The sequence below is a fragment of the Streptomyces sp. CC0208 genome (assembly GCF_003443735.1).
Classification (GTDB): domain Bacteria; phylum Actinomycetota; class Actinomycetes; order Streptomycetales; family Streptomycetaceae; genus Streptomyces; species Streptomyces sviceus.
In genome coordinates, this window is sequence record NZ_CP031969.1 from 8541229 (window position 1) to 8564169 (window position 22941).

Sequence of the window (22941 nt, forward strand, 5' to 3'; positions counted from 1 at the left end):
GGTGTCACCCGGGCGGGGCGGGTACCGACCGCAGCACCATCAGGGCGCCTTCGCGACGCGCGACCATGGCGAACGGAAACCGGTCGGCCTCCAGGCAGAGGCGGACGTCGTCCTGGTGGACCCCAGGCAGTCCGCGCCGCGCATCCTGCGCCAGCTCGGCCGCCCAGCGGGAGTCGCGCGCACGATGGAGATACGGTTCCGCGTCCACCTCGGCGGACTCCACGCGCCGCCCGATGTACTCGGCGCACGCGCGATCCTCCTCGGCCCGCCCCTCCTCGCCGGTGACGACGAACGTCACCTCCTCCGCGCCGTGCTCCCGCAGCAGCCGCGCGGTCGCGCCGGCCACGACGAAACTCGCGCACAGCAGCAGCCGGGCGTCGGCCACCGCCAGGGCGCCCACGGTCCCCGAGGTCGTCTTCTGCACGATCGTGCGGCCGGGGAGGTCGTGCGTCGCCAGCATGGCCGGGGAGTTGAACGCGTCGAAGCCGGGTGCGGGCGCACCGTCCTTGAGGGCCAGCCAGCCCGGGTGACGGGCCTTCAGCTCCAGGGTCTCGTTTTCCGAGGAGGCCAGGACGATCTTCTCGGCGCCCCCGGCGAAGGCCCATGCGGCCACCGAGAACGCGCGGAGGACATCGATGACGACGGCGACGGCAGGAGTCCGCGTCAACTCCGGTATGCCAAGGAAGTGAGAGCGCATCCGGCACATGGTGCACCAGCGCGGCCGTACTCGTCGGGGATTTTCGCAGCGCCGCCCAGCACTGTCGACAGCGCATCCGTCGTCCGGTGAGCGAGGTCAGCGCCCGGGCTCGCCGACCGAAAGGCGAGCTGGGCCTTTGTCACGGGATCCGGTCGCCGTGTCTTCCCGTCACGGCTTGCGGGCCAGGCCGCCGTGCTCGGCCACGACGTCCGGGGTGGGGGAGCCGGGGTCCGGACGCCACCGTGTGACCGGGACGACGCCGGGGGCGACGAGTTCCAGGCCGTCGACGTACGGGACGGCGCCGCTGTTGTTGTAGGCGTCCGGGGCCTGCTCGAAGACGGGTCGACGCCCAGCGAGCCGTCGTTGAGGCAGAGGTGACTGCCCGAGGGCAGGGCGCCCATGAGCCGGGTGACGATCGAACGGGCGTGGGTGTTCTGCGCGGTCGGCAGACCGGTGCCGACGTCGAGGAACTGCCTTGTGCCCGCCTCGGAGACCAGATGCCACGGGCGATCGTGACGATGCCGGGGAAGACGGCGGTGTAGGCGTCGCCGGCCGACCTGTCGACGGGGTGGTTGTCCGTGCCGCCGAGCCAGTAGTTCCAGATGCGCGCGGAGTGCGGCACCGAGGTGTCGATCTCCGGACGGCCCGTCGGCTCGGGCGTCGTCACCGGGTCGGTCATGAGGCGGGTCCGTCCTTCAGCCGAGGCGTTGATCCTGCACGCCACAACTTATGTCCCGGCACATCCAGTACGCGCCGACGCGGGCCAACGGGTGTCAGCCGCCGCGACGTACCTGGGCCGCCCTCCGGGCTTCGGCGAGCTTGCGGGCCTCACCGGCCTTGCGGGACTTGCCGCCGGTGCCGCGGGCGGTGTCCTTGCTGGTGCCCAGCCCGCGGAAGGGGGCGTTGGTGTTCTTGGGCCGGGGCACGGCGGGTCCGCCGTCGAGCGGGGTGCCGGAGGGAGCCTTGGCCCCGGTGATCCGGCTCAGCTCCGCCTCGCCCGAGCGCACCTTGGTGACGGTCGGCTCGATGCCGGCCTCGGCCATCAGGCGGCTCGTCTCACGGCGCTGGCCCGACAGCACCAGGGTGACGACCCGTCCGGACTCACCCGCCCGGGCGGTTCGGCCCGCGCGGTGCAGATAGTCCTTGGCGTCGGTGGGCGGATCGACGTTCACCACGAGGTCCAGGTCGTCGACGTGCAGGCCACGGGCGGCGACGTTGGTGGCGACCAGGACGGTGACCTGCCCGTTCTTGAACTGGGCGAGAGTGCGGGTGCGCTGCGGCTGGGACTTGCCGCTGTGCAGGGCCGCGGCGTGCACTCCGCTGCCCCGCAGATGCCGGGTGAGCTGGTCGACACCGTGCTTCGTGTCCAGGAACAGCAGCACGCGGCCGTCGCGGGCGGCGATCTCCGTCGTGACGGCGTACCGGTCGGGGCCGTGGACGACCAGGACATGGTGATCCATCGTCGTGACGGCGCCCGCGGACGGGTCGACCGAGTGGACGACGGGATCGTGGAGGTAGCGGCTGACCAGCTGGTCGACATCGCGGTCCAGGGTGGCCGAGAACAGCATCCGCTGACCCTCGGGCCGCACCTGGTCGAGGACCTCCGTGACCTGCGGCAGGAAGCCCAGATCGCACATCTGGTCGGCCTCGTCGAGGACGGTGATCCGCACCCGCCCCAGGCGGCAGGCCTTGCGTTCGACGAGGTCGTGCAGGCGGCCGGGGGTGGCGACGACGACCTCGGCCCCGTCCCGCAGCGCGGCGATCTGCCGGCCGATCGACATGCCGCCGACGACCGCGGCCATGCGCAACCCGAGTGCCTCGGCATACGGCGCCAGTGCCTCGCTGACCTGTTGGGCGAGCTCCCGGGTGGGCACCAGGATCAGCGCGAGGGGCTGCTTCGCCTCCGCGCGCTGCCCGGCCGTCCGGACGAGCAGCGGCAGGCCGAACGCGAGCGTCTTGCCCGATCCGGTGCGCCCGCGCCCCAGGACGTCGCGTCCCGCGAGGGCGTCGGGCAGCGTGGCCGCCTGGATCGGGAAGGGCTCGCGCACCCCGTGCTCGCCGAGGGTGCGCAGCACCGGGGCCGGGAGCGCCAGGTCGGCGAAGGAGGCGGCCGGGGAGTCTGAGCCGCGACGGTCGGGGTGATCGGAGTGATCGGAGTGATCCGGGAGGTCGGGGTGGTCCATGAAGAGCCTTCCGCAGAGGGGACGTACCGAGGAAGGCCCGGCAGGAAGTCATGAGCGCGCAAACGTTAGACGGTAACACAAAGTGATGGGCGTCCAGGCGTGACGAAGGTGCAGCCCTGGTCGACAGCCCGGGCCGCACCGACGCGTTCCTAGAACGTGCGCTTGAGCAGATCGAGCAGCGCGGCCCAGTGCCGCTCGTCGCCCTCGCGGTGGTACGAGGCGGTGTCGGCCTGGGTGAAACCGTGCGGGGCGCCGTCGTAGACCTCGCACCGGTGGCGGACCCCGGCCTCGGTCAGCGCGGTGGCGAGACGCTCGATCTGCTCGGGAGGCAGCGACGGGTCGCCGTCGGCGTGACCGAAGTACAGCTCGGCGGTGATGCGCCCGGCCACCAGGTGCGGGCTGTCCGGAGCGTCGGTCGCCAGGCGCCCGCCGTGGAATCCGGCCGCCGCGGCCACCCGGTCCGGATAGGTGCCGGCGGTGAGCAGGGACAGCCGTGCGCCCATGCAGTAGCCGGTGAGGGCGACCGGGCCGTCGGTGGCCTCGGGACGGTCGGCCAGCCAGCGCAGGTACGCCCCGGCGTCCCGCATGGCGAGCTCGGGCGTCAGCGCCTGTATGACCGGCCCGATCTTCTCGAAGATCTCCGGCCGCGCGCCGGGATCGATGAACTCCGGCAGCTCGAAGACCGGTGCGCGCCCGTGACGGTAGAAGACGTTGGGGACGAGGACGGTGTAGCCGGCCTCGGCGAGCCGGTCGGCCATGGACCTCAGCTGGGGGCGCAGCCCGAAGGCGTCCTGGAAGAGCAGAACGGCCGGCCGGGGCACACCGTCACCCGGGTGGGCCAGATAGGCGTCGGCGACGCCGTCCTCGGTGGGGACGTCGACGGCGGTTCCCTGTACGGAGGTCATGGGGGTTACCTCTCTGCGCGTGCGACGGCGAGCAGGTCGCCGACCCGGTGGCGGAACCGGGCCGGCCACATCGTTGCACGCGCCATCCAACCGGCCGCCGTGGCCCCCTCGCGCTTGAGCGCCGCTTTACTCGAACCGGCTGGTATCACCCGCACCGTGTCGCACGATCTCCGCCTCGCCGCCCGAGAAGTCGATCACCGTCGTCGGTTCGGTGCCGCAGTCGCCGGAGTCGACGACGCCGTCCAGGACGTGGTCGAGTCGGTCCTTGATCTCCCAGCCCTGGGTCATCGGCTCCTCCTCGTCGGGCAGGAGCAGGGTGCTCGACAAGAGCGGCTCCCCGAGCTCGGCGAGCAGCGCCTGGGTGACGACATGGTCGGGGATGCGCACGCCGACCGTCTTCTTCTTCGGGTGCTGGAGCATGCGCGGCACCTCCTTCGTCGCCGGGAGGATGAAGGTGTAGCTGCCGGGCGTCGACGCCTTGATCGCGCGGAACACGTCCTTGTCGACCCGTACGAACTGGCCGAGCTGCGCGAAGTCCTGGCAGACGAGAGTGAAGTGGTGCCGGTCGTCCAGATGACGGATGGTCCGGATCCGGTCGATGCCGTCACGGCTGCCCAGCCGGCACCCGAGCGCGTAGCAGGAGTCGGTCGGATACGCGATCAGCGCGTCCGACCGGATGCTCTCGGCGATCTGGGAGATGGTGCGGGGCTGCGGGTTGTCGGGGTGCACGTCGAAGTACTTCGCCATCCGTCGAGCTTATGCCGTCGGTGCGCGGCGGCGACGCAGGCCGGGGTGGCGCCGAGCGGCGACGGGGAGGCTCGCGCCCCCTGCCACTCCTTTCGCGTGCGCCCGGGTTGAGTCTCCCGCAAGGGGAGACCGCAGGATGAGGTCATGGACGACGGCGGCACGCTCCACTCGATCGGTGACCTGGCCCGGCAGACCGGGCTGACAGTGAAGACGATCCGTTTCTGGTCCGACGAGGGCATCGTGCCCCCCGCCGACCGCACCCACGCCGGCTACCGCCGCTACGGCCCCGAGGCCGTCGCCCGGCTCGCCTTCGTACGGACGCTGCGCGAACTCGGCCTCGGTCTCGACGCCATCCGGCAGATCCTCGACCGTGAACTGGCCCTCGACGAGGTCGCCGCACAGCACGCCGCGGCGCTGGACGCCCAGATCGGCATCCTGCGGCTGAGACGGGCCGTGCTGACCGCCGTGGCGCGACGCGGACCCACACCCGAGGAGACCCACCGCATGCACGAACTGGCCCGACTGTCCGAGACCGAACGCCGACGCCTGATCGACGACTTCCTCGATGCCGTGTTCCCGAACCCCGGCAACGCGGCCGGCCGCCGCTCCATGACCCCGGAACTCCCCGACCGGCCCACGGAAGGACAGCTGGAGGCGTGGATCGAGCTGGCCGAACTCACCCATGACCCGGACTTCCGCGCCGGGCTGCGGCGCATCGCTGAGGCTCACCGCTCCGACGTCTTCACGCCGCCGAGCCCCGACGTCGTGGCTCTGGCCCGGGACCACGCGGAACCCGCCCTCGACGCAGGGATCGCGCCGGAGTCCCCCGAGGCCGACCCCGTCGTCACGGCGCTCTGCGCACACTGCGCCCGCACCCTGGACCGCCCCGACGACACCGCCCTGCGCCGCCATCTGCTGAGCCGCCTGGAATCCGCCCACGATCCGCGCAGGGACCGCTACTTGGAACTCCTCGCCCTCATCAACGCATGGCCCCCGCCGATCCCCCTCACCCCGGCCCTCGTCTGGTTCACGACGGCGCTCCGGGTGCGGACGGCGTAGTGCGCGGGGTGTGGGCGGAGGCACGGGGTTCGTTTCCCGGACCGGCTGTCTTCGACGTACACCTCCAGATCCGCACCCTCTCCAGCCACCCCGGGCGGGTGGGGGCCAGGCGGAACGGGGTGCCGGAGCCCCGACGTGGGCGGAGACCGTGGACGCCACGGCCGCGCTCCAGGACGCCAGCGGAACCCTCGTCGCCGGAACGCCCATGGCGCCGAACCCGTCCTCGAACGCCGACCGGCGAACTCGATCACCCCGCCTTGCTCCGGGACGATCCGGGCTATCCGGACGTACCTGCGCACGGGTGAGCCCTGTGTCGCGCTCAGCGGGCATCGACGCGATTCACAAGGGTGCGCAGGTCACGTAGGTTCGACGGACCGCGGGGGGAACGACCGGAACGGGGGACCGGTCGCGCCCCCCTGCGACGTTTCTCCGCGTGACCCGCCCCCGGTCGGCACGAGTCGTCGATCTCCTGGCTGATTTTCCGCCCGGGTGGGGACTGACCTGCGGACGGCGGGTACTCGTCCGGCTCCGGAACGGCTACCGCTGGAGGAGGCCGGAATGACCAGCAGCACGGAGACCGGCAGCGCGACAGGCACGCCGGACAAGGACTACAACCTGATCTGGTACGTGGAAGCGTGCCTGAGCAACGCGCTGCGCCTGGAGAGCTACATCCAGGACGCGGAGCGCGGCAAGGACACCGAGGTCGCCGACCTGTTCCGCAAGGCTCAGGCGGACAGCCGCAAGGGTGCCGAGATCGGCAAGAAGCTGCTGCGCGCCCGCCTGAACGGCGGTTGACCCGGTAGGTGCGGAAGGGCCGGACAGACGGGTGTCCGGCCCTTCCGTCATGCACGGACACCGCGTTGCCCCGGGGACTGTGAAGGGCACGTCGTGGGTTCCGCCGGGCGCGCCCCCGGCGGAACCCACACCGTCAGACGGCGAGCGCGGAGACCTCGCCCCGGGCCGGCCTCGGTTCGAGGACCCGCTCGGCCAGGTAGCCGAACAGCAGCCCGAACGCCGCCCACAGGACGGCCTGGACGCCGAGGGAGGCCAGGCGGAACTCCCACAGGGCGGTGGCCGGGAAGCCCTTCGGGGTGTTGTCCCCGGCGGGCAGGACGACCATCGCCACCGCCACCGCGGTGACGAAGGCCACGGCGGCCGCGGTGGAGGCGTTCCAGTTGCCCCAGGCCGGGGCCAGCCTGCGGCCCAGCAGGACCGCGCCGATCCCGAGGAGCACGCTGAGCGCGATCATCAGGACGAACAGGGCGGTCCGCTGGTCGATGGTGTCCGGGTCACCCACCGCGGGAGGATTCGCCGGGTACTTGAGGATCGGCACGAGGTAGACGGTGAGGAATCCGCCGAGCGCCGCCAGACCCGCCGTCGCCCGTGCGCCGAACCGGCCGATCCGGCCCAGCGCGAAGCAGAACGCCAGCGCCATGAGGCCGCCGATGGCGACCCCGAAGACGAGGACCCCGGTGGCCAGTCCGGCCGTCGACTGCAAGGAACGGCTGACGAGTTCCTCGCCGTGCTCGTGGGAGCCGGACTCCTCGAAGGCGATGGCCGCGTCCACCGGACCCTCGCCGACCAGGTAGGCGAAGACGAAGGCCAGGACCCCCGCGCCGAGCCCGGCGAGCATGCCGCGCGCCAACAGGGCGCGTACGACTGTGGAGTTCATGATGGTCCGCCCCGCCTCAGTGGCACGGGAAGCCGAGCAGGTGGCGTGCGTCGTGCACCCACTCGTGGACGCCCTCGCCGGAGACGAGTGCGGTGGCGCCCTGTTCGGCGCCGACGAAGTACAGCAGGACCAGCATCAGGACGCCGAAGAAGACGGCCCAGGGGACGAGCGCGCGCACCGGCAACGGTGTGAGGGCAGGGGTGGTGGGCGTGGGGGCGGCAGTGGACTGCGCCATGGCGAGACCTCCTCGGGAACAACGCGTCCCGCATCGTGTGGAGCACTAGACGACGGCGTGGGGTCTGACTCACCACCACCTCGTCGCCGAGGGGTGGCACACAGTGGCGCGACCGTGCCGGGCTTGCACCGGACTTCCGTGGCGCCGTCGTCCTTGTCGTCCCAGATGGTAGGGGCAATGCCGGCGTCGGCCAACATGGCGTACGCCACCTACGATGAACCACCCCCGGCGACTCGACGAAAGGGCCCGCATGACCGTCCGGCTCACCCTGCTGTGCGCGGCCGCCCGTACGGAACGCGACGTCCGCTTCGGCGACGCGCCCCTCGACGAGCGGGCACTGCACCGGGTGCGGGCCGTCGCCGGAACTCTCCCGCGGGCCGCCACCCGCTGCTCGGCGCCCTCCCGGCGCTGCACGGAGACGGCCCGGACCCTCGGCTGGGAGTCCGTCCCACCGCAACCGGCGTTGCGGGACCTCGACATGGGGTCCTGGTACGGCCGCACCCTCGACGAGGTCGCGGCAACCGACCCGTCGGGACTGGCCAGTTGGCTCGCCGACCCGGGGGCGGCGCCGCACGGCGGGGAGAGCGTGACGCGGATCTGCGACCGGGTCGCCGTATGGCTGGACGCTCTGCCGCCCGACGCGGGGCGCGTGCTGGCGGTGGTGGAACAGGCCGCGGCGCGCGCCGCGGTGGTGCACGCGCTCGGAGCGCCTCACCAGGCGTTCTGGAGAATCGACGTCCCGCCGCTGTCCACCGTGGAACTCACCGGCCGCAGTGGCCGCTGGAATCTGCGGATGGCCGAGCTGCCGCTCGGTCCTCGCCCACCACGATGAGCTCGTCCCTGAGGGCCGCGCGAACCGGACCGAGATGTTCGCGGGTCACTCTCCCCGCAGCATGAGTTCCCGCAGGGCCTTCGCCACGTCCGCCGGTGCCTCCTCCGCCATGAAGTGACCGCAGGAGACGGTCGTATGGCGCAGGTCGTCGGCCCAGGCCTGCCACAGCGCGGTGGCCTCGTAGCCGAGCGCGGCCCCCCAGTCCTGCTGGAGCACGGTCACCGGCATGCCCAGACGGTTCTCCGCGGCCCGGTCGGCCTCGTCGTGCTCGACGTCGACGCCGGCGGAGGCGCGGTAGTCGGCGACGATCGACGGCACCGCCTCGCGGCAGGCCCGCAGATACTCGGCACGGACCTGGGGCGGGATCGCGTCGGGCCGGTTCGCCCACACGTCGAGGAAGTGGCCGAAGAACGCGTCCGCGCTCGCGGAGATCATCCGCTCGGCGAGTCCGGGCGGCTGGGCCATGAGGTAGAGGTGGAAGGCCACCGCCGCCGATGTGCCGTGCAGGGCGTTCCACATGTCGAGCGTCGGCAGGATGTCCAGACAGGCCAGGTGGGAGACCGCGTCCGGGTGGTCGAGGCCCGCGCGGAAGGCCACCAGCGCGCCCCGGTCGTGCCCGGCCAGCGCGAACCGGGGGTGCCCGAGCCGGCGGGCGAGGGTGACGACATCGGCCGCCATGGTCCGCTTGGAGTACGTGTCGGGGCTGTCCTCCCGGGGCTTGTCGCTGTCGCCGTAACCGCGCAGGTCGGGGCAGATCACGGCGTGGTCGACCGCGAGGTCCGCCGCGACATGGCGCCACATCAGATGCGTCTGCGGGAAGCCGTGCAGCAGGACGACGGGCGTGCCGGTCCCTCCCACGGCCACCTGGAGAGACACGTCCTCGGCGACGGGAACGCGCTGGTACTCGAATCCGGCGATGGTGGGTTTCACGATGCGGCTCTCTCAGGTCGGCGGTTCAGGGGAGGCGACCGGGCCCGGAGTCGCCGCTGCCCTCAGGATCCGGGGAGCGAATGAGCAACGGATGAACGCGTGTACGTTGAGGTGTGTGCGCGTGGTCGAGTTCGGGGTCCTGGGGTCCGTGGCCGCCTGGGACGAGACCGGGGAGCCGATCGCCCTGAAGGGCCCGAGGCATCGCGCCGTACTCGCCCGGCTCCTCGTCGCCCGCCGCAGGGTCGTGCCCGTTCCCCGCCTGGTGGAGGACCTGTGGGCCGGGGACCCGCCGGCGGACGCGGTGGGCACCGTCCGGACCTTCGTCGCCGGGCTGCGACGCGCGCTGGAACCCGAGCGCCCCCGTCGGACGCCTTCCCGCCTCCTCGTCACCGAGGGCCCCGGCTACGCCCTGCGCCCCGAACCGGCCCAGGTCGACGCCTGGCGGTTCGAGCACACCGTCGCGGCCGCGGCGGACCTGCCTCCCGCGCAGGCGGTGCCCCGGCTCACCGAGGCTCTGGAGCTGTGGCGCGGCCCCGCCTACGCCGACCTCGCCGAGGCACCCTGGGCGCGTGCGGAACGCTCCCGGCTCACCGGGCTCCGCCTGGCCGCCGTGGAACGCCGTGCCGAGGCCCAGCTCGCCCTCGGCGCCGCCGCCGACGCGGCCGCGGACCTCGACGCCCACGTGGCCGAGCACCCCTGGCGGGAGGACGGCTGGCAGCTGCTCGCCCTCGCCCTGTACCGCTCCGGACGCCAGGCCGACGCCCTGTCCGTCCTGCGGCGCGCCCGACAGCTGCTGCGCGAGCACCTCGGCGTGGAGCCGGGCCCGCGGCTGCACCGCACCGAACAGGACATCCTGCGGCACGCCGAGCACCTGGACCCGGGCCCCTCGGACACGGCCGCACAGGTGTGGGCCGAGGCCACCGCGGCGTACGAGAGCATGGTCCCGCTGCGGGCACGCACCCGTCTGGAGTCGACCGCGGTGCTCATGCGCGACCTCGCCGTCACCGGGGGCGGCGGACTGGAGGCGGCACGACGGCACCGCGCGGCGGCCGTGGCGGCGGCCGAGCAGCTGGGTGATCCGGAGCTGACGGCCCGCGTCATCGGCGTCTACGACGTCCCCGCCGTCTGGACCCGCTGTGACGATCCGGCCCAGGCCGACCGGCTGGTCGCCACCGCGGAACGCACCCTGCGCCTCCTGCCGCCGGGCGCGCACGAGGCGGCCAGGGCACGGCTCCTGGCCACCGTGGCGGTGGAGTCCCGCGGCACCCTTCCCGACGGGAAGCGCGCCCTCCAGGCGGCCTACCAGGCAGTGGAGAGCGCACGACGACTCGAAGACGCCGACCTGCTCGTGTTCGCCCTCAACGGCCTGTTCATGCAGAGCTTCGAACGGACCGGACTCGCCGCCCGCCGGGACGGGATCGGCGCGGAGATCACCGAAGTGGCCGCACGGCACGGCCTGTTCACCTACGAGGTCCTCGGCCGGCTGATCCGGCTGCAAGCCCACTGCGCCACCGCCGACTTCACGGCCGCCGAGCGGCACGCGGCCGCCGCCGACGCGCTCGCCGCCCGCCACGAACTGCCTCTCGTCGCCGTCTTCACCGCGTGGTACCGAGCCCTGCGCACCGCGGCGACGGAGCCCCCGCACGTCGGCGAGGCCGCGTACCGGGAGGCCGCCAAGTCCCTTGACGGCGCTGGCATGCCCGGCCTGGAACAGGGGCTGCTGCCCCTTGCCCTGCTGTGCCTCAGCCTGCACCACGGGCTTCCCGTCACCGCCGACCCGCACACCGACTGGGGTTCCTACGAACCGTGGGTGCGCCCCCTGTTGCTGCTCGCCGAAGGACGCGACCGGGACGCCGTACGCCTGTTGGCCGACGTCTCTTCCCCGCCCGGTGACCTGCTGTGCGAGGCGCTGTGGTGCCTGCTCGCCCGCGCGGCGATCCAGGTGGGCGACCGTGCGCTGATGCGGCGCGCCCGGAGCGCGCTCGAACCCGCCCGGGGCGAACTCGCGGGCGCCGCGAGCGGACTGCTCACCGCGGGTCCGGTCGCGGACCATCTGGACGCACTGGCCGCCGCGTTCACCGTGGCGCCCACGTGACAGACGATGATCGTCGCGCTGGGACGGCCGGTACCTGGACGACACGCCTGTCCCAGGGCCGCACCGTCACCACCAGGACCCCCGCAGTGCCCGCGCCGATCACCCCGGCCCGCTGGGAGCTGGACGTCGAGGACTGGTACCCGGGCCTGGCCGACCGGCTCCACCCCGTCGTGGACCTCGGCTCCTGCCTACGACGCGGTGCGAACACCGTCGAGATCGAGGTGGCGACCCCGCTGATCAACCGGCTCCGGGTCGTGCAGCCCACCGTGTTCGGCGGGGTCGCCCGCCAGGACCACGGTCTGGTGGGGCCGGTGCGGCTGGTGCCGTATGCGCAGGTGGCCGTGCGCTGACCTGCGAAGGGCGCGCCCGTCCGTGCCGGGCGCGCCCTTGGTCACTCAGAAAGCCGGCAGTACAGGAACAGATGCGGTTCGGTGGCGCCTTCGGGATGGTCCGGGGTGAACTCCACGGCCTGCTCGTGCTCCACGGCCAGACCCGCGTCGCGCACTACGGCCACCACATCCTCCGCGGCGAAACTCGTGGCCCGGACCGGCTGGCCCATGAACTCGACCGCCAGGTTCTCCACGTCCACGGGCACGGTGGCGAGCACCAGGCTGCCGCCCGGCCGCAGAGCCCGCGTCAGCCGCCCCAGCACCTCCGACTGCTCCGCTCGGGTCATCTGGAGCAGCGAGAAGTACACGCACACCGCGTCGAACGAGGCATTCTCCAACGGCAGTTCACGGATGTCCGCGTGGCGGAACTCGGCCTGCGGCACCTGCCGGGTGGCCAGGTCGACCATGACCGGGGAGACATCCACTCCCAGTACCTCGTGGCCCGCGGCCACCAGCGTCGACGCCGTGGGACGGCCGGTTCCGCTGCCGACGTCCAGGACCCGGCTCCCGGGGCCGAGCCTCCCGAGCAACCACTCCAGGGACGCCAGGTGAGCCTCCGAACGCGCGAAGGCCTTCTCGTACGTCAGCCCCAGCGCGTCGAAGACCGCTGCTGCCCGCTGCCCTTTGTCTGCCACGACCTGCTCCCCCCTCGCGGTGTCCGGGCATCGTAGCCCGGCAGTACCCGTCCCCGGCCCGGCTTGCGGGCGAAAGCCGAGGCAGGGCAGGGTTCGACCGTGGCCACCTTGCTGATCGTGCATCACACGCCCTCGCCCAACTGCCAGGCGATGTTCGAAGCCGTCGTCTCCGGGGCCACGGCGCCGGAGATCGAGGACGTCCGTGTCGTACGGCGCGCGGCCCTGTCCGCCACCGCCTCGGACGTGCTGGAGGCGGACGGCTACCTGCTCGGCACCCCCGCCAACCTCGGTTACATGTCCGGCGCCCTCAAGCACTTCTTCGACCAGATCTACTACCCGTGTCTCGACGAGACGCGCGGCCGTCCCTTCGGCTGCTACGTCCACGGCGGCAACGACGTCACCGGCGCCCTGCGCGGCATCGAGTCGATCACGACAGGTCTCGGCTGGCGTCGTACGGCCGAACCGGTGACCGTCACCGGTGAACCGGCCAAGGCCGACATCGAGGCGTGCTGGGAGCTGGGGGCGACCGTCGCGGCCGGGCTGATGTCCTAGAGGGCGGTCTCCGTGGTGCCGCCCGGAGTGATGAGGCCGCTCTCGTAGGCGAGGACGACCGCCTGGACACGGTCGCGCAGCTCCAGCTTCGACAGGATCCGGCCGATGTGCGTCTTCACCGTCGTGGGACTGAGGAACAGCCGCTCCGCGAGCTCGGCGTTGCTGAGCCCGGTCGCCAGCAGCCGCAGCACCTCCAGCTCGCGTGGGGTCAGCCCGGACAGGTCGCGGTGCACATCGGCCGAGGGCACCGCTTCCTCCCGCTGGGCGAAGCGCTCGATCAGGCGGCGGGTGATCGTGGGCGCCAACAGGGCGTCCCCGGACCGCACCAGCCGTACGGCGGCCACCAGGTGCTCGGGGGTGACGTCCTTGAGGAGGAAACCGCTGGCCCCTGCGGTGAGCGCGGCGTACACGTAGTGGTCGAGGTCGTACGTGGTCAGGATGATCACGCGGATCTCGCCCGCGGTGTCGTCGGCGAGGATCCGCCGGGTGGCCTCGATGCCGTCCATGCCCGGCATCCGGATGTCCATGAGGACGACGTCGGGGCGGGTCCGCCGGACCGCGGCGACCGCCTCCGCCCCGTCCGCCGCCTCCGCGGTCACCTCGATGCCGTCCGCGGTCAGGATCATCCCGAACCCGGTCCGTACGAGAGCCTGGTCGTCGGCGATGACGACCCGAAGTCTGTCGCCGTTCAGGTTGTTCACGCCGTCCGCCACGGCACCTCCGCCCTGATGCGGAACCCGCCGGCCAGGGTCGGGCCGGCAGTCAGCTCGCCGCCGTAGACCGCGAGGCGTTCGCGCAGGCCGATCAGCCCGCGGCCGTTCCCGTCCGCCGGCACCCCGTCGCGGACCGCGCCGGTGTCCATGACCTCGATCTCCAGCCGGTCGCCTGACCAGCCGACGGTGACGACGGCCTCGGCGCCGGGCGCGTGCTTGATGGTGTTCGTCAGTGCCTCCTGGACCACCCGGTACGCCGTGAGGTCCACACCGGGCGGCAGCGGCTCCGCGGGCAGGGAGACCGCGACGCCGACCGGGGTCCCGGCGGCCCGCACCCGGTCGATCAGGGCGGCCAACTGCCCGAGGCCCGGCTGCGGTTCGAGGCCGTCGGCGGGGGAGTCCGGACGGCCGGTGTCCGACGCGGCCAACAGGCCCATCACGTGCCGGAGTTCGGCCATCGCGGCCCGGCCGCCGGCCTCGACCGCGAGCAGGGCCTCCTTGGACCGCTCGGGAGCCGCGTCCATGACCTTGCGCGCGGCGCCCGCCTGGATGACCATCACGCTCACATTGTGGGTCACGACGTCGTGCAACTCCGCGGCGATGCGCGCCCGTTCCTCCGCCACGGCCCTGCGCGTCGTCTCCTCGTGCGTGCGCTCCAGCGCAGCGAACCGGTCCCGGCTCGCCGCGAGGCGCCGCCGCCCGTACCGGACCACGCTGGCCAGCACCCCCGCCACCAGCAGCACCACCCCGGGACTCGACCACCCGGGCAGCACCGGCTGGGTCGACCGGAAGGCCACACCGGCAAGGACGGCGGCGACGGCGAGCCCGGCCATCGCGCCCACCCGGTGCCGGCTGTGCATCACCGCGCTGTACGTGCCGATGACGCAGGTCAGAACGTTGATCCAGGAGGCGTCGTCGCCGATGGCCAGCCCCGCGCAGAGCACCACCGCGAACACGGTCAGCGGAAACCGCCGACGCGCCGCCAGCGGCAGTGCCGACAGCACGACCAGAACCCAGGGCGGTGCGGAGACCGGTTCCTCGATCCGCGCGCCCGGGAGCACGGGAGGCCGGGGCGGCACCGGCACGCCGTACTCGAACCTCGACACCCGCACCGGCCCGTCGCCGGGGTAACGCGACGCGACCACCAGCGCGACCACCGTCAGCAGCACGGCCAGCAGCACGTCGAACCACACCGACCGCCGTGACAGCGCGGCGCCCTTCGCCTCCGGCCGCAGCGCGACACGCACCTGCCGACGCCATCCCCGCAGGTACTCCGTCTCCATGCGCTCATTGTCGCGGCCGCCGGGCCCGGGGCGCGTCCGTCTGCACGACCAAGGCGCCCTCCGGTGGGCGTACTTCGCAGGGATGACCCCGTCTGCGAGTCCTCCGCACGGAGGGCCGTATCTCGGTGCTCCGGCCGACGCGCCCGCGACCCGTCCTTCCCTACCTTCACCAGGCCGGCAAGGACACGACCCGACGACCGACAGGACGGGCACCTCCCATGACAGCAGTGATCGAACTGAAGGGCGTGGCCAAGCGCTACGACCACGCCGGCGCACCCGCGCTCGGACCGCTCGACCTCTCCGTCGCCCAGGGCGAGGCCCTCGCCGTGACCGGTCCCTCCGGCAGCGGCAAGTCCACGCTGCTGAACCTCGTCGCGGGGCTCGACAAGCCGACCGAGGGCACCGTGACCGTCGCCGGGGAGCAGGTCGACCGGCTCGGCGAGCACGCCCTGGCCCGGTTCCGCCGTGAACGCATCGGCATGGTCTTCCAGTTCTTCAACCTCCTCGACGACCTCACCGTCCTGGACAACATCCAGCTTCCCGCCCAGCTCACCGGAACCTCACGGCGCAAGACGCAGGGGCGGGCGCAGGAGCTCATGGCGGTCCTGGGCATCGAGAAGCACGCCCGCGCCTACCCCGGCCGGCTCTCCGGCGGCGAACGCCAACGCGTCGCCGTCGCCCGGGCGTTGGTGAACCGGCCCGCGCTGCTGCTCGCCGACGAACCGACCGGGGCCCTCGACAGCGCCTCGGGCCAGGACGTCCGGGACCTCCTGGTCGACCTGCACCGCGGCGGACAGACCATCGTGCTCGTCACCCACGACCCGGCCCTCGCCGAGGTCTGCGCGAGCCGCACCGTCCACCTCGTCGACGGCCATGTCGCCCTCGACTCCCGCACCGAGGCCGCGCGATGACCGGCCCGCTCGTCCGCGTCGTACGCTCCGGGGTGGGCCGGCGCCGGGTGCAGACGGTCGTCATCGCCATCGCCACGATGATGGCCGTGGCGGCGGCCGTGGTCGCCGGTTCCCTCATGGTCGTCTCGAACGCGCCCTTCGACCACGCCTTCGCCCAGCAGAACGGCCCCCACGTCACCGCCGAGTTCGACCCGGCCAAGGTCGGTGCCGAACGGCTCGGCGACACGGGCACGGTGGACGGTGTCACGGCGAGCGCGGGACCGTATCCCACCACGATCCTCCGGGCGACCGACTCGTCCGGCCGCCGGCCTCCGGCCATGACCCTGGTCGGACGCACCGGTCCGCACGCAGACGTGGACGACCTGGACCTCACGTCCGGCCGGTGGGCGAGGAAACCGGGCGAGATCGTGCTGAGCTCCTCCTACGAGGGGCCCGCCTTCACGGTGGGCGACACCCTGACGGCCTCCGGCACCACGCTCACGGTCGTCGGCTTCGCCACGTCGGCCGGCAGAACCGCCGACGTGTGGGCAACTCCCGCACAGGTCAGGGCACTCGCCTCCAAGGACACCCCGGTCACCAGCCAGATGCTCTACCGCTTCGACTCGGCGGGCTCGAAGGGCGCCATCGCCGCGGACCGCAAGAAGCTCCTCGCCGCCGTCCCGTCCGGGGCGCTCCTCGGCACCCGGTCCTACCTCGACACCAAACGCGCCGCCGACCAGGGAGCGGCCCCGACCATCCCCTTCCTCGTCGCCTTCGGGGTCCTCGGCATCGTCATGTCGGTGATCATCGTCGGCAGCGTCATCAGCGGCGCGGTCGGCACCAGCCTGCGCAGGATCGGCATCCTCAAGGCCCTCGGCTTCACCCCGCGCGAGGTCGTCCTCGCCTACGTGGCCCAGGCGCTCGTCCCGGCGGGCGTGGGCATCGCGCTCGGAGTCGTCCTCGGCAACCTACTGGCCGTACCCCTCCTCGACGACACCGAGCAGGCGTACGGCACCGCCACCCTGTCCATCGCCTGGTGGGTGGACGTCGTGGTCCCCGCCGGCGCGCTGCTGGTCGTCGGCATCGCGGCTTTCGTCCCCGCGCTGCGGGCCGGGCGGCTGCGCACGGTCGAGGCCATCGCCGTCGGCAGAGCCCCCCGCACCGGACGCGGCTGGGGGCACCCCCTCTGGGGGAGGGCGCACCGCGCGGCAGGGCGGCTTCCACTGCCCCGGGCGGTGACCTACGGCCTGGCCAGCCCCTTCGCCCATCCGGTCCGTACCCTCGCCATGCTGCTCGCGGTGGCCTTCGGCACGATCGCGGCGACCTTCGCCGTCGGACTCACCTCCTCACTGAACGAGGTCAACGCGATCCAGGACCCCGAGAACCGTTCCGCGGTCACCGTCTTCACCGGCGGTCCGGGCATCGCGGGCGGCGAGCACGTCCCGGCGCCGGGCACCCCGGAGCCCGAACCGGCCGACCCGGCGAAGGTGAGCGCCGCCATCAAGGCACAGCCGGGTACCGCCTCGTCCTACGGGATGGGCCGGCAGGACGCCACCGTGGCAGGGGTCTCCGGAACCGTCCGGGCGACCCTCTACCAGGGAGACTCCACGCGGGGCGGTTACGCCATGATCTCCGGGCACTGGCTCACCGGCGCGGGCCAGGTCGTCGTGCCCGGCCAGTTCCTGGAGTCCACCGGCACCGAGATCGGCGACACCGTCCGCGTGACCGTCGGAAAGCAGACGGCCACCCTGCGGATCGTCGGGGAGGCCTTCGGCACCTCGGACGACGAACTGGAGATCCAGGCGAACATCGCGGACTTCCCGGGGATCAGGCCCCAGGTGTTCCTCGTCGACGTGAACCCGGGTGTCTCCGCCGTGACGTACGCCGAGAAGCTCGCCGCGGCGATCGAGCCCCTCGGCGCCGACGCCCGGGCCAACTCCCCTTCCGAGCACGGAAACTTCGTGTACATCCTGAACACCATGGCCGCGCTCCTCACCCTGATGCTCGTCTCCGTGGCAGGCCTCGGCGTCCTCAACTCCGTCGTCCTGGACACCCGCGAACGCGTCCATGACCTGGGCGTGTGCAAGGCGCTCGGCATGTCACCCCGGCAGACCGTGAGCCTCGTCCTCGCCTCGGTGGCCGGTATCGGCGTGTTCGGCGGTCTCGTCGGTGTGCCCGCCGGATACGCGCTGCACGGCTTCGTCCTCCCGGTGATGGGACACGCGGCGGGCACCGACCTGCCCAGGTCCGTCCTCGACGTGTACGACCCCCCGCAACTGATGCTGCTGGGCCTGGCCGGTCTCGTCATCGCCCTGCTGGGCGCGATGCTCCCGGCGGGCTGGGCGGCCAGGGCCCGGACCGTGACGGCGCTGCGCACGGAGTAGCCGTCACCCCTCCGGGCGCAGGCCGTCCACCAGGTCGCGGGGCAGGCCGTGGGTGTCGTGGAGGTAGTCGTAGTCCTCCCCGCTCAGCGGTCCCCGGTACCGCGGCCCGGACAGCAGCCGGCGACCGCGCTCCAACAGCCTGTCGAACCGGCGTTCCTCCTCCACCAGCACGTCCCGGACGAGATCCGTCCCGCAGGACTGCCGGAAGTGCTCCAGCGTGTACTGGACAAGCTCGACCGGTAGGTCGCAGAGGGTGCGGGACGGGTCGTCGCGCCGCAGGGTGGTCAGCAGCCGGCGGACGATGCGGCGCAGGACGTAACCGCGGCCGGTGTTGGACGGCCGTACCCCGTCGCCGATCACGACGACAGCGGAGCGCAGATGGTCGCAGACCAGACGCAGCGACGGTTCGTCGAGCTCCCACAGGGGCCGCAGCAGGCGCCTCCAGGGCTCGAACAGATCGGTGTCGTGGACCGAGTCGCGGCCCTGGAGGACGGTGACCAGGCGCTCCAGCCCCATGCCGGTGTCGATGCCGGGGCGTCGCAGGGGCTGGAGCGAGCCGTCCTCGTGGCGCCGGTAGCGCATGACCACGTGGTTCCAGATCTCCACCCAGCGCGGGTCGGTGGTGGGGGTCCCCCGGGGCGGGGTGCCGCCGGTCCACACGAAGATCTCCGAGTCGGGGCCGCACGGGCCGACCGGGCCGTTGGACCACCAGTTGTCCTCCCGGGTGAGCTCCACGGGGACCTCCAGCTCCTCCCAGGTGCGCAGGGACTCCAGGTCGGGGCCCACCTGCCCGTCACCGCCGAAGACCGTGACGTGGAGCTGTTCGTGCGGGACACCGAAACCGTCCCGGAGCAGCTCGTACCCCCAGCGAAGGCTCTGCGGGTGGCCGTAGTCGCCGAGCGACCACGACCCGAGCATCTCGAACACCGTCAGGTGTGTGGAGTCACCGACCTCATCGAGATCGGTCGTCCGCAGACAGCGCTGCACATTGACGAGACGGCGGCCCCGCGGATGCGGGCGGCCCTCCAGAAAGGGGGTGAGCGGATGCATGCCCGAGGTGGTGAACAGCACCGGGTCGCCCGGCGGCGGCAGCAGCGTGCTGCCCGTGATCAGGTGATGTCCGCGCTCGCGGTAGAAGTCGGTGAAGACGCGTACGGTCCGGTCCGTGTCCATGGTGGTGGTCCTTCGGTCTCATGGGACCGGAAACGACCACGGGAACAGCGCGACCAGAGGCCCCGCACCGGCGGTCCGTTTCCGGCCGCCGGGGGAGAGGGGGAGGTCAGGCGTCGGCAGCCGGCGAGCTGGTCGCTCGCGCGGCTGCGGTGTGGGTACGGCTGCTGACCTCCATGCGATCAACGGTACGCACGGGGTCCTGGGCCCGTCACTCCGTTTTCCCGGAAGGGGCGGCGCCTCAGCACTCGCACCGCTGTTCCGGGCGTACGAGCGCCCGGCCCCCGTGTGCCGCGTGCGCCTCGGCCAGCGCCCTGCGCAACGCCCGCCGGATCTCCGCGGGCAGAGCGCCGACATGGGGCCAGCGCACGACGTGCTGGGCGACGTCCCGCAGTTTGGTGTTGGTGTGCTGGGACACGGTCTTGAGGACCTCCCACCCCTGCTCGGGGCGGAGACCGCTGAGGGCCAGGACTACGCCGATCGCCTGATCGACGACGGCGTGCGAGACAAGGGCCTGCCGGAGCTGAGCGGTTTCCGCCTGAAGTTCCTCGATCTTCTCAACCAGCTCTTCGTGTTGCGTCATGCACCGCCCCGTCGCCCTCTCCCCCTCTTGCCCGGCGACTCCTGCGGACGCCGTCCTTCCAGCCTGCACGCCTAGTACCGTCCCTGACGAGCCGGTGGACGCACGCCCTGTGACCTGGCAGGACAGAAAACGAAACACGACCCGCAGCATCGCGACATTCGCGGGTATGTGCGAATGATGAGCAGAGAACGGGAGGCTTCGGCGCGATGGAGACGCTGACGTTCGACAGCGACGATCTGGACCGGACGGAGGAGTTCCTCAGTCGCGCCTACGCGAAGATGCGCATCGGCAACGGCACCCCGGACAGCAGCCGGGCGCGGATCCACCGCAGCGCCATCGACTCGGTCAGCGTCGACGAGCTCGCCCTGGACTTCGACATGAGCTACGCCGTCACCCCGCTGGGGCGGATCTGCCTGTGCGTGGTCCACGAGGGCACCATCGAGGACCACGTCTACCAAGGCGTCTCGGACTCCTTCGGCCCCGGCGACGTGGTGTCCTTCGCCCCGCCCGAGCTGTCCTACGCGGGCCGTGTCCACGCGGCCCGCTACAACATCACCATGCTGGACCCCGACCTGCTCACCCAGGTCGCGGCGACCGCGGACACCCGGCGCCCCGAACCGGTCCGGCTCACCGGGCACCGGCCGCTGAGCCCCGCCGCGGGGGACCGGCTGCGGACCACGATCCGCTATATGCAGGACCACGTCCTCGCGGACGCCGCCGTCGCCGACCAGCCCCTGGTGGCCTCCACGGCCGCCCAGCACCTGGCCGCGACCGTCCTGGCCACCTTCCCCAACACCGCGTCCACCGACCCCACCGGTCCCGACCGCCAGGACGCCCACCCCGCCGCCCTGCGCCGCGCCCTCGCCCACATCGACGACCACGCCGACCGGCCCCTCACCGTCGCCCAGATCGCGGAGGCGGCCCACATCAGCGTCCGCGCGCTCCAGTACGCCTTCCGCCGTCACCTGGACAGCACCCCGCTCGCGTACCTGCGCCAGGTCCGCCTGTCCCACGCCCACGACGAGCTGGCGGCCGCCGACCCCGAGGACGGCAGCACGGTCACCGACATCGCCGCCCGCTGGGGCTTCTACCACCCGGGCCGCTTCGCCACCCTGTACCGGCACGCCTACGACCGCTCACCGCGCCGTACTCTGCGCGACGGCTGACGTCCGCTCTGCGGCTGGTGACAAAGCGCCCGCCGGGCCCTGCGTTCTTGTGAGCAACCCCCGAGGGCGTGGCCCGCGCCGACCTACGGTCCCAGCATGAACACGAGTCGCAGCACAGGAAGCAGAGGGCGTGCCGCCGCGCTGGCGGTGCTGCTCACCACCGGGGCGCTCACCGTGTCGTCCCCCGACGCCCAGGGAGACAGCGCGAGAACCGAGACGGCCGTGGCCACGAGCGCCGGCGTCACCGAGAGCGTGGTGCGGGTGAAAGCCCCCCTGCCGGCGTCCTTCGGTGCCCGGCCCGCGGCGTGCGACTGGCTGTCGTACCTGCGCTACCGGTCCTCGTCGGGTCCCGTCGCCTCGGCCGACGCCGACCGGGTCCTGGTCGCCCAGCCGGGCATCCTGGAGGGCGCCGGAGCCTTCGACAGCGTCGCCCGCAACACCGTGACGCGCGCCGCCGAGCAGGGCCGGCACATCGAGTTCTGGGCCCTGGACCGGCGCTCCAACTGCCTGGAGGACCGCACCGGAATCGCCTCCGGCGACCAGCACACCGCCGTCGACTACTACTACCGCGGCAAGAAGGTCGAAGGGCGCACCTTCGCCGGGTTCGTCGGCAACGACAAGCTCGGCTGGATGGCGAAGCTCGGCATCGAGCAGACCGTACGCGACGAGTACGACCTGCTCGCCGCCGAGCTGCCCGACCAGGGCGTCCGCAAGAACAAGGTGCTGTGCGGAGGCCACTCGCTCGGCGGTGTCATCACCGGCTACTTCGCCGCCGCCGACTTCGACGGCGACCCCGCCACCACCGCCGACGCCGGACACAGCCAGTGCGCCGGCTACTTCGCCCTCGACACCACCGTCTCCACCTCGCTCGGCGACCTGAGCGGCAGCATCCCCGACGACACCAACCTGCCCGACGTGGGCCTCGGTTACGGCGTCGTCCAGGCCGGACTCGACAGCGGAGTGCTCCCGCGCTCGCTGTCCGCGCCCGTCCTGCTCAACCCCGAGACCATGACCCTGCTCGCCATCGCGGGCGTGGGCGCCCTCCAGGATCCGGGCGGCGAGGCGGACCTGCCGAGTTATCTGCCCGCCAACACCAACATCGAGGCCACCAACCGCTTCCTGTTCTCCAAGGACACCGCCACCTTCCTCACCGGCTCACCCGCGGTGAAGGACTTCCGGCTCACCAACCAGGCGGTGCTCGGCTCGCTGATGGACGACCAGTCCGTGCCGCTCGCCTTCCTCCAGAGCAGCGTGGGCTTCTTCGACGGCGGGCCGATCACCGACAAGAACTTCCCCGCGGCCAACGGGAGTTCGTCGCAGCCCGGCCTCTTCGGCACCGAGTACAAGGCCATCCCGGCCGTGCCCCACGGTCCGCTCTACACCTGGCGCGACTACGACCGTGTCGGCGACCCGGACGACCCCGGGTACCGGTCCTCGGACGGGACGCCGTTCACCGCCGCGGGCAAGGAGGTCACCGACATCCAGGAGCTGGCGCGCAGCATGGCCGCACAGCCGCTGGACTTCACCGAGCAGTACTTCCCGACCAAACTCGTCACCGACCTCGAACTGTCCACCTCCCCGCAGGTGAAGCGGCTCGTCGTGCACCCGGACGGGCTCACCGCCCACCCGACGCTCACGGTCCTCGCGGGCGACGGACTGCTCGCCGGCCGGGCCCCCGCCGATCTGCACCCCGTGATCGCGGACGGCTACCAGCACCTCGACGTGCTGACGGCGGCACCGGTGCAGAACAACGGCCTGCCCGAGCCGGTGTCCACCGCCCTCACGGAGTTCGCCCGCACACCTCGATAGCCCGACCGCAGG

21 protein-coding genes and 2 pseudogenes are annotated in these 22941 nt (G+C 72.4%); 10 read left to right on the forward strand and 13 right to left on the reverse strand.

The window, feature by feature from the left end; all coding sequences use genetic code 11:
* Positions 1-4 precede the first annotated feature (4 nt).
* From D1369_RS39245 to D1369_RS39265, 5 genes and pseudogenes are all read right to left on the reverse strand, one after another.
* Positions 5-697 carry a 2-phosphosulfolactate phosphatase gene (locus D1369_RS39245; protein ID WP_037898756.1) on the reverse strand — a complete coding sequence of 231 codons (693 nt, stop codon included), beginning with the start codon at positions 695-697 and terminating at the stop codon, positions 5-7.
* 168 nt (positions 698-865) lie between these two features.
* Positions 866-1376 (reverse strand): annotated as a pseudogene (locus tag D1369_RS39250) (SAM-dependent methyltransferase).
* 94 nt (positions 1377-1470) lie between these two features.
* Positions 1471-2880: a DEAD/DEAH box helicase gene (locus tag D1369_RS39255; RefSeq protein ID WP_007379678.1), complete on the reverse strand. Its 1410-nt coding sequence runs from the start codon at positions 2878-2880 to the stop codon at positions 1471-1473.
* Positions 2881-3029: 149 nt separating this feature from the next.
* On the reverse strand, positions 3030-3785 hold the full coding sequence (locus D1369_RS39260; RefSeq protein WP_007379677.1) for a dienelactone hydrolase family protein: 756 nt from the start codon (positions 3783-3785) through the stop codon (positions 3030-3032).
* Positions 3786-3911: 126 nt separating this feature from the next.
* Complete coding sequence (locus tag D1369_RS39265; protein ID WP_020120131.1) at positions 3912-4532, reverse strand: L-threonylcarbamoyladenylate synthase; 621 nt, start codon at positions 4530-4532, stop codon at positions 3912-3914.
* 144 nt (positions 4533-4676) lie between these two features.
* On the opposite strand from D1369_RS39265, the gene D1369_RS39270 reads away from it, so the two are divergent.
* Both D1369_RS39270 and D1369_RS39275 read left to right on the forward strand, forming a co-directional pair.
* Positions 4677-5591 (forward strand): MerR family transcriptional regulator, encoded by a 915-nt coding sequence (locus D1369_RS39270; protein WP_007379675.1) that lies wholly within the window; start codon positions 4677-4679, stop codon positions 5589-5591.
* Positions 5592-6149: 558 nt separating this feature from the next.
* A complete protein-coding gene (locus D1369_RS39275) occupies positions 6150-6386 on the forward strand; it encodes a hypothetical protein (protein WP_007379674.1) in 237 nt (78 codons plus the stop codon).
* 133 nt (positions 6387-6519) lie between these two features.
* Here D1369_RS39275 and D1369_RS39280 read toward each other — a convergent pair whose 3' ends face one another.
* Positions 6520-7263 carry a CbtA family protein gene (locus D1369_RS39280; protein ID WP_007379673.1) on the reverse strand — a complete coding sequence of 248 codons (744 nt, stop codon included), beginning with the start codon at positions 7261-7263 and terminating at the stop codon, positions 6520-6522.
* A 16-nt stretch (positions 7264-7279) separates the two neighbouring features.
* A complete protein-coding gene (locus D1369_RS39285; RefSeq protein WP_007379672.1) occupies positions 7280-7498 on the reverse strand; it encodes a CbtB-domain containing protein in 219 nt (72 codons plus the stop codon).
* Between the two features lie 214 nt (positions 7499-7712).
* Here D1369_RS39285 and D1369_RS39290 point away from each other — a divergent pair, with 214 nt between their 5' ends.
* On the forward strand, positions 7713-8330 hold the full coding sequence (locus D1369_RS39290) for a histidine phosphatase family protein (protein ID WP_007379671.1): 618 nt from the start codon (positions 7713-7715) through the stop codon (positions 8328-8330).
* 45 nt (positions 8331-8375) lie between these two features.
* Here the strand turns inward: D1369_RS39290 and D1369_RS39295 are convergent, their stop codons facing one another.
* Positions 8376-9260, reverse strand: a complete 885-nt coding sequence (locus D1369_RS39295; RefSeq protein ID WP_007379670.1) for an alpha/beta hydrolase — start codon at positions 9258-9260, stop codon at positions 8376-8378.
* Between the two features lie 115 nt (positions 9261-9375).
* Between D1369_RS39295 and D1369_RS39300 the strand changes: the two genes are divergently transcribed.
* Together D1369_RS39300 and D1369_RS39305 are read left to right on the forward strand one after the other, a co-directional pair.
* Positions 9376-11355, forward strand: coding sequence for an AfsR/SARP family transcriptional regulator (locus D1369_RS39300; protein ID WP_118082992.1), 1980 nt, complete (start codon positions 9376-9378; stop codon positions 11353-11355).
* 14 nt (positions 11356-11369) lie between these two features.
* Positions 11370-11705 (forward strand): annotated as a pseudogene (locus D1369_RS39305) (alpha-L-rhamnosidase); the annotation flags it as partial.
* 41 nt (positions 11706-11746) lie between these two features.
* On the opposite strand, the gene D1369_RS39310 reads toward D1369_RS39305, so the two are convergent.
* Entirely contained in the window at positions 11747-12379 is a 633-nt protein-coding gene (locus D1369_RS39310) for a class I SAM-dependent methyltransferase (protein WP_037898745.1), read from the reverse strand.
* Between the two features lie 99 nt (positions 12380-12478).
* Here D1369_RS39310 and D1369_RS39315 point away from each other — a divergent pair, with 99 nt between their 5' ends.
* Complete coding sequence (locus tag D1369_RS39315; protein WP_020120140.1) at positions 12479-12931, forward strand: NAD(P)H-dependent oxidoreductase; 453 nt, start codon at positions 12479-12481, stop codon at positions 12929-12931.
* Here D1369_RS39315 and D1369_RS39320 read toward each other — a convergent pair.
* Positions 12928-13644, reverse strand: a complete 717-nt coding sequence (locus tag D1369_RS39320; RefSeq protein WP_118082994.1) for a response regulator transcription factor — start codon at positions 13642-13644, stop codon at positions 12928-12930. The genes D1369_RS39315 and D1369_RS39320 overlap by 4 nt on opposite strands.
* A complete protein-coding gene (locus D1369_RS39325; RefSeq protein WP_118082996.1) occupies positions 13629-14927 on the reverse strand; it encodes a histidine kinase in 1299 nt (432 codons plus the stop codon). Before D1369_RS39325 ends, D1369_RS39320 begins: the two co-directional genes overlap by 16 nt.
* A 218-nt stretch (positions 14928-15145) precedes the next feature.
* Between D1369_RS39325 and D1369_RS39330 the strand changes: the two genes are divergently transcribed.
* Both D1369_RS39330 and D1369_RS39335 read left to right on the forward strand, forming a co-directional pair.
* Positions 15146-15838: an ABC transporter ATP-binding protein gene (locus D1369_RS39330; RefSeq protein WP_037898738.1), complete on the forward strand. Its 693-nt coding sequence runs from the start codon at positions 15146-15148 to the stop codon at positions 15836-15838.
* Positions 15835-18201, forward strand: a complete 2367-nt coding sequence (locus D1369_RS39335; RefSeq protein WP_118082997.1) for an FtsX-like permease family protein — start codon at positions 15835-15837, stop codon at positions 18199-18201. Before D1369_RS39330 ends, D1369_RS39335 begins: the two co-directional genes overlap by 4 nt.
* Positions 18202-18204: 3 nt before the next feature.
* On the opposite strand, the gene D1369_RS39340 is transcribed toward D1369_RS39335, so the two are convergent.
* A complete protein-coding gene (locus tag D1369_RS39340) occupies positions 18205-19374 on the reverse strand; it encodes an alanine--tRNA ligase-related protein (RefSeq protein WP_007379663.1) in 1170 nt (389 codons plus the stop codon).
* Between the two features lie 238 nt (positions 19375-19612).
* Positions 19613-19954, reverse strand: coding sequence for an ANTAR domain-containing protein (locus tag D1369_RS39345; RefSeq protein WP_007379662.1), 342 nt, complete (start codon positions 19952-19954; stop codon positions 19613-19615).
* Between the two features lie 206 nt (positions 19955-20160).
* Between D1369_RS39345 and D1369_RS39350 the strand changes: the two genes are divergently transcribed.
* Both D1369_RS39350 and D1369_RS39355 read left to right on the forward strand, forming a co-directional pair.
* Complete coding sequence (locus D1369_RS39350; protein WP_118082999.1) at positions 20161-21120, forward strand: AraC family transcriptional regulator; 960 nt, start codon at positions 20161-20163, stop codon at positions 21118-21120.
* Positions 21121-21216: 96 nt separating this feature from the next.
* On the forward strand, positions 21217-22929 hold the full coding sequence (locus tag D1369_RS39355; RefSeq protein ID WP_050789661.1) for a hypothetical protein: 1713 nt from the start codon (positions 21217-21219) through the stop codon (positions 22927-22929).
* Positions 22930-22941: the final 12 nt, after the last annotated feature.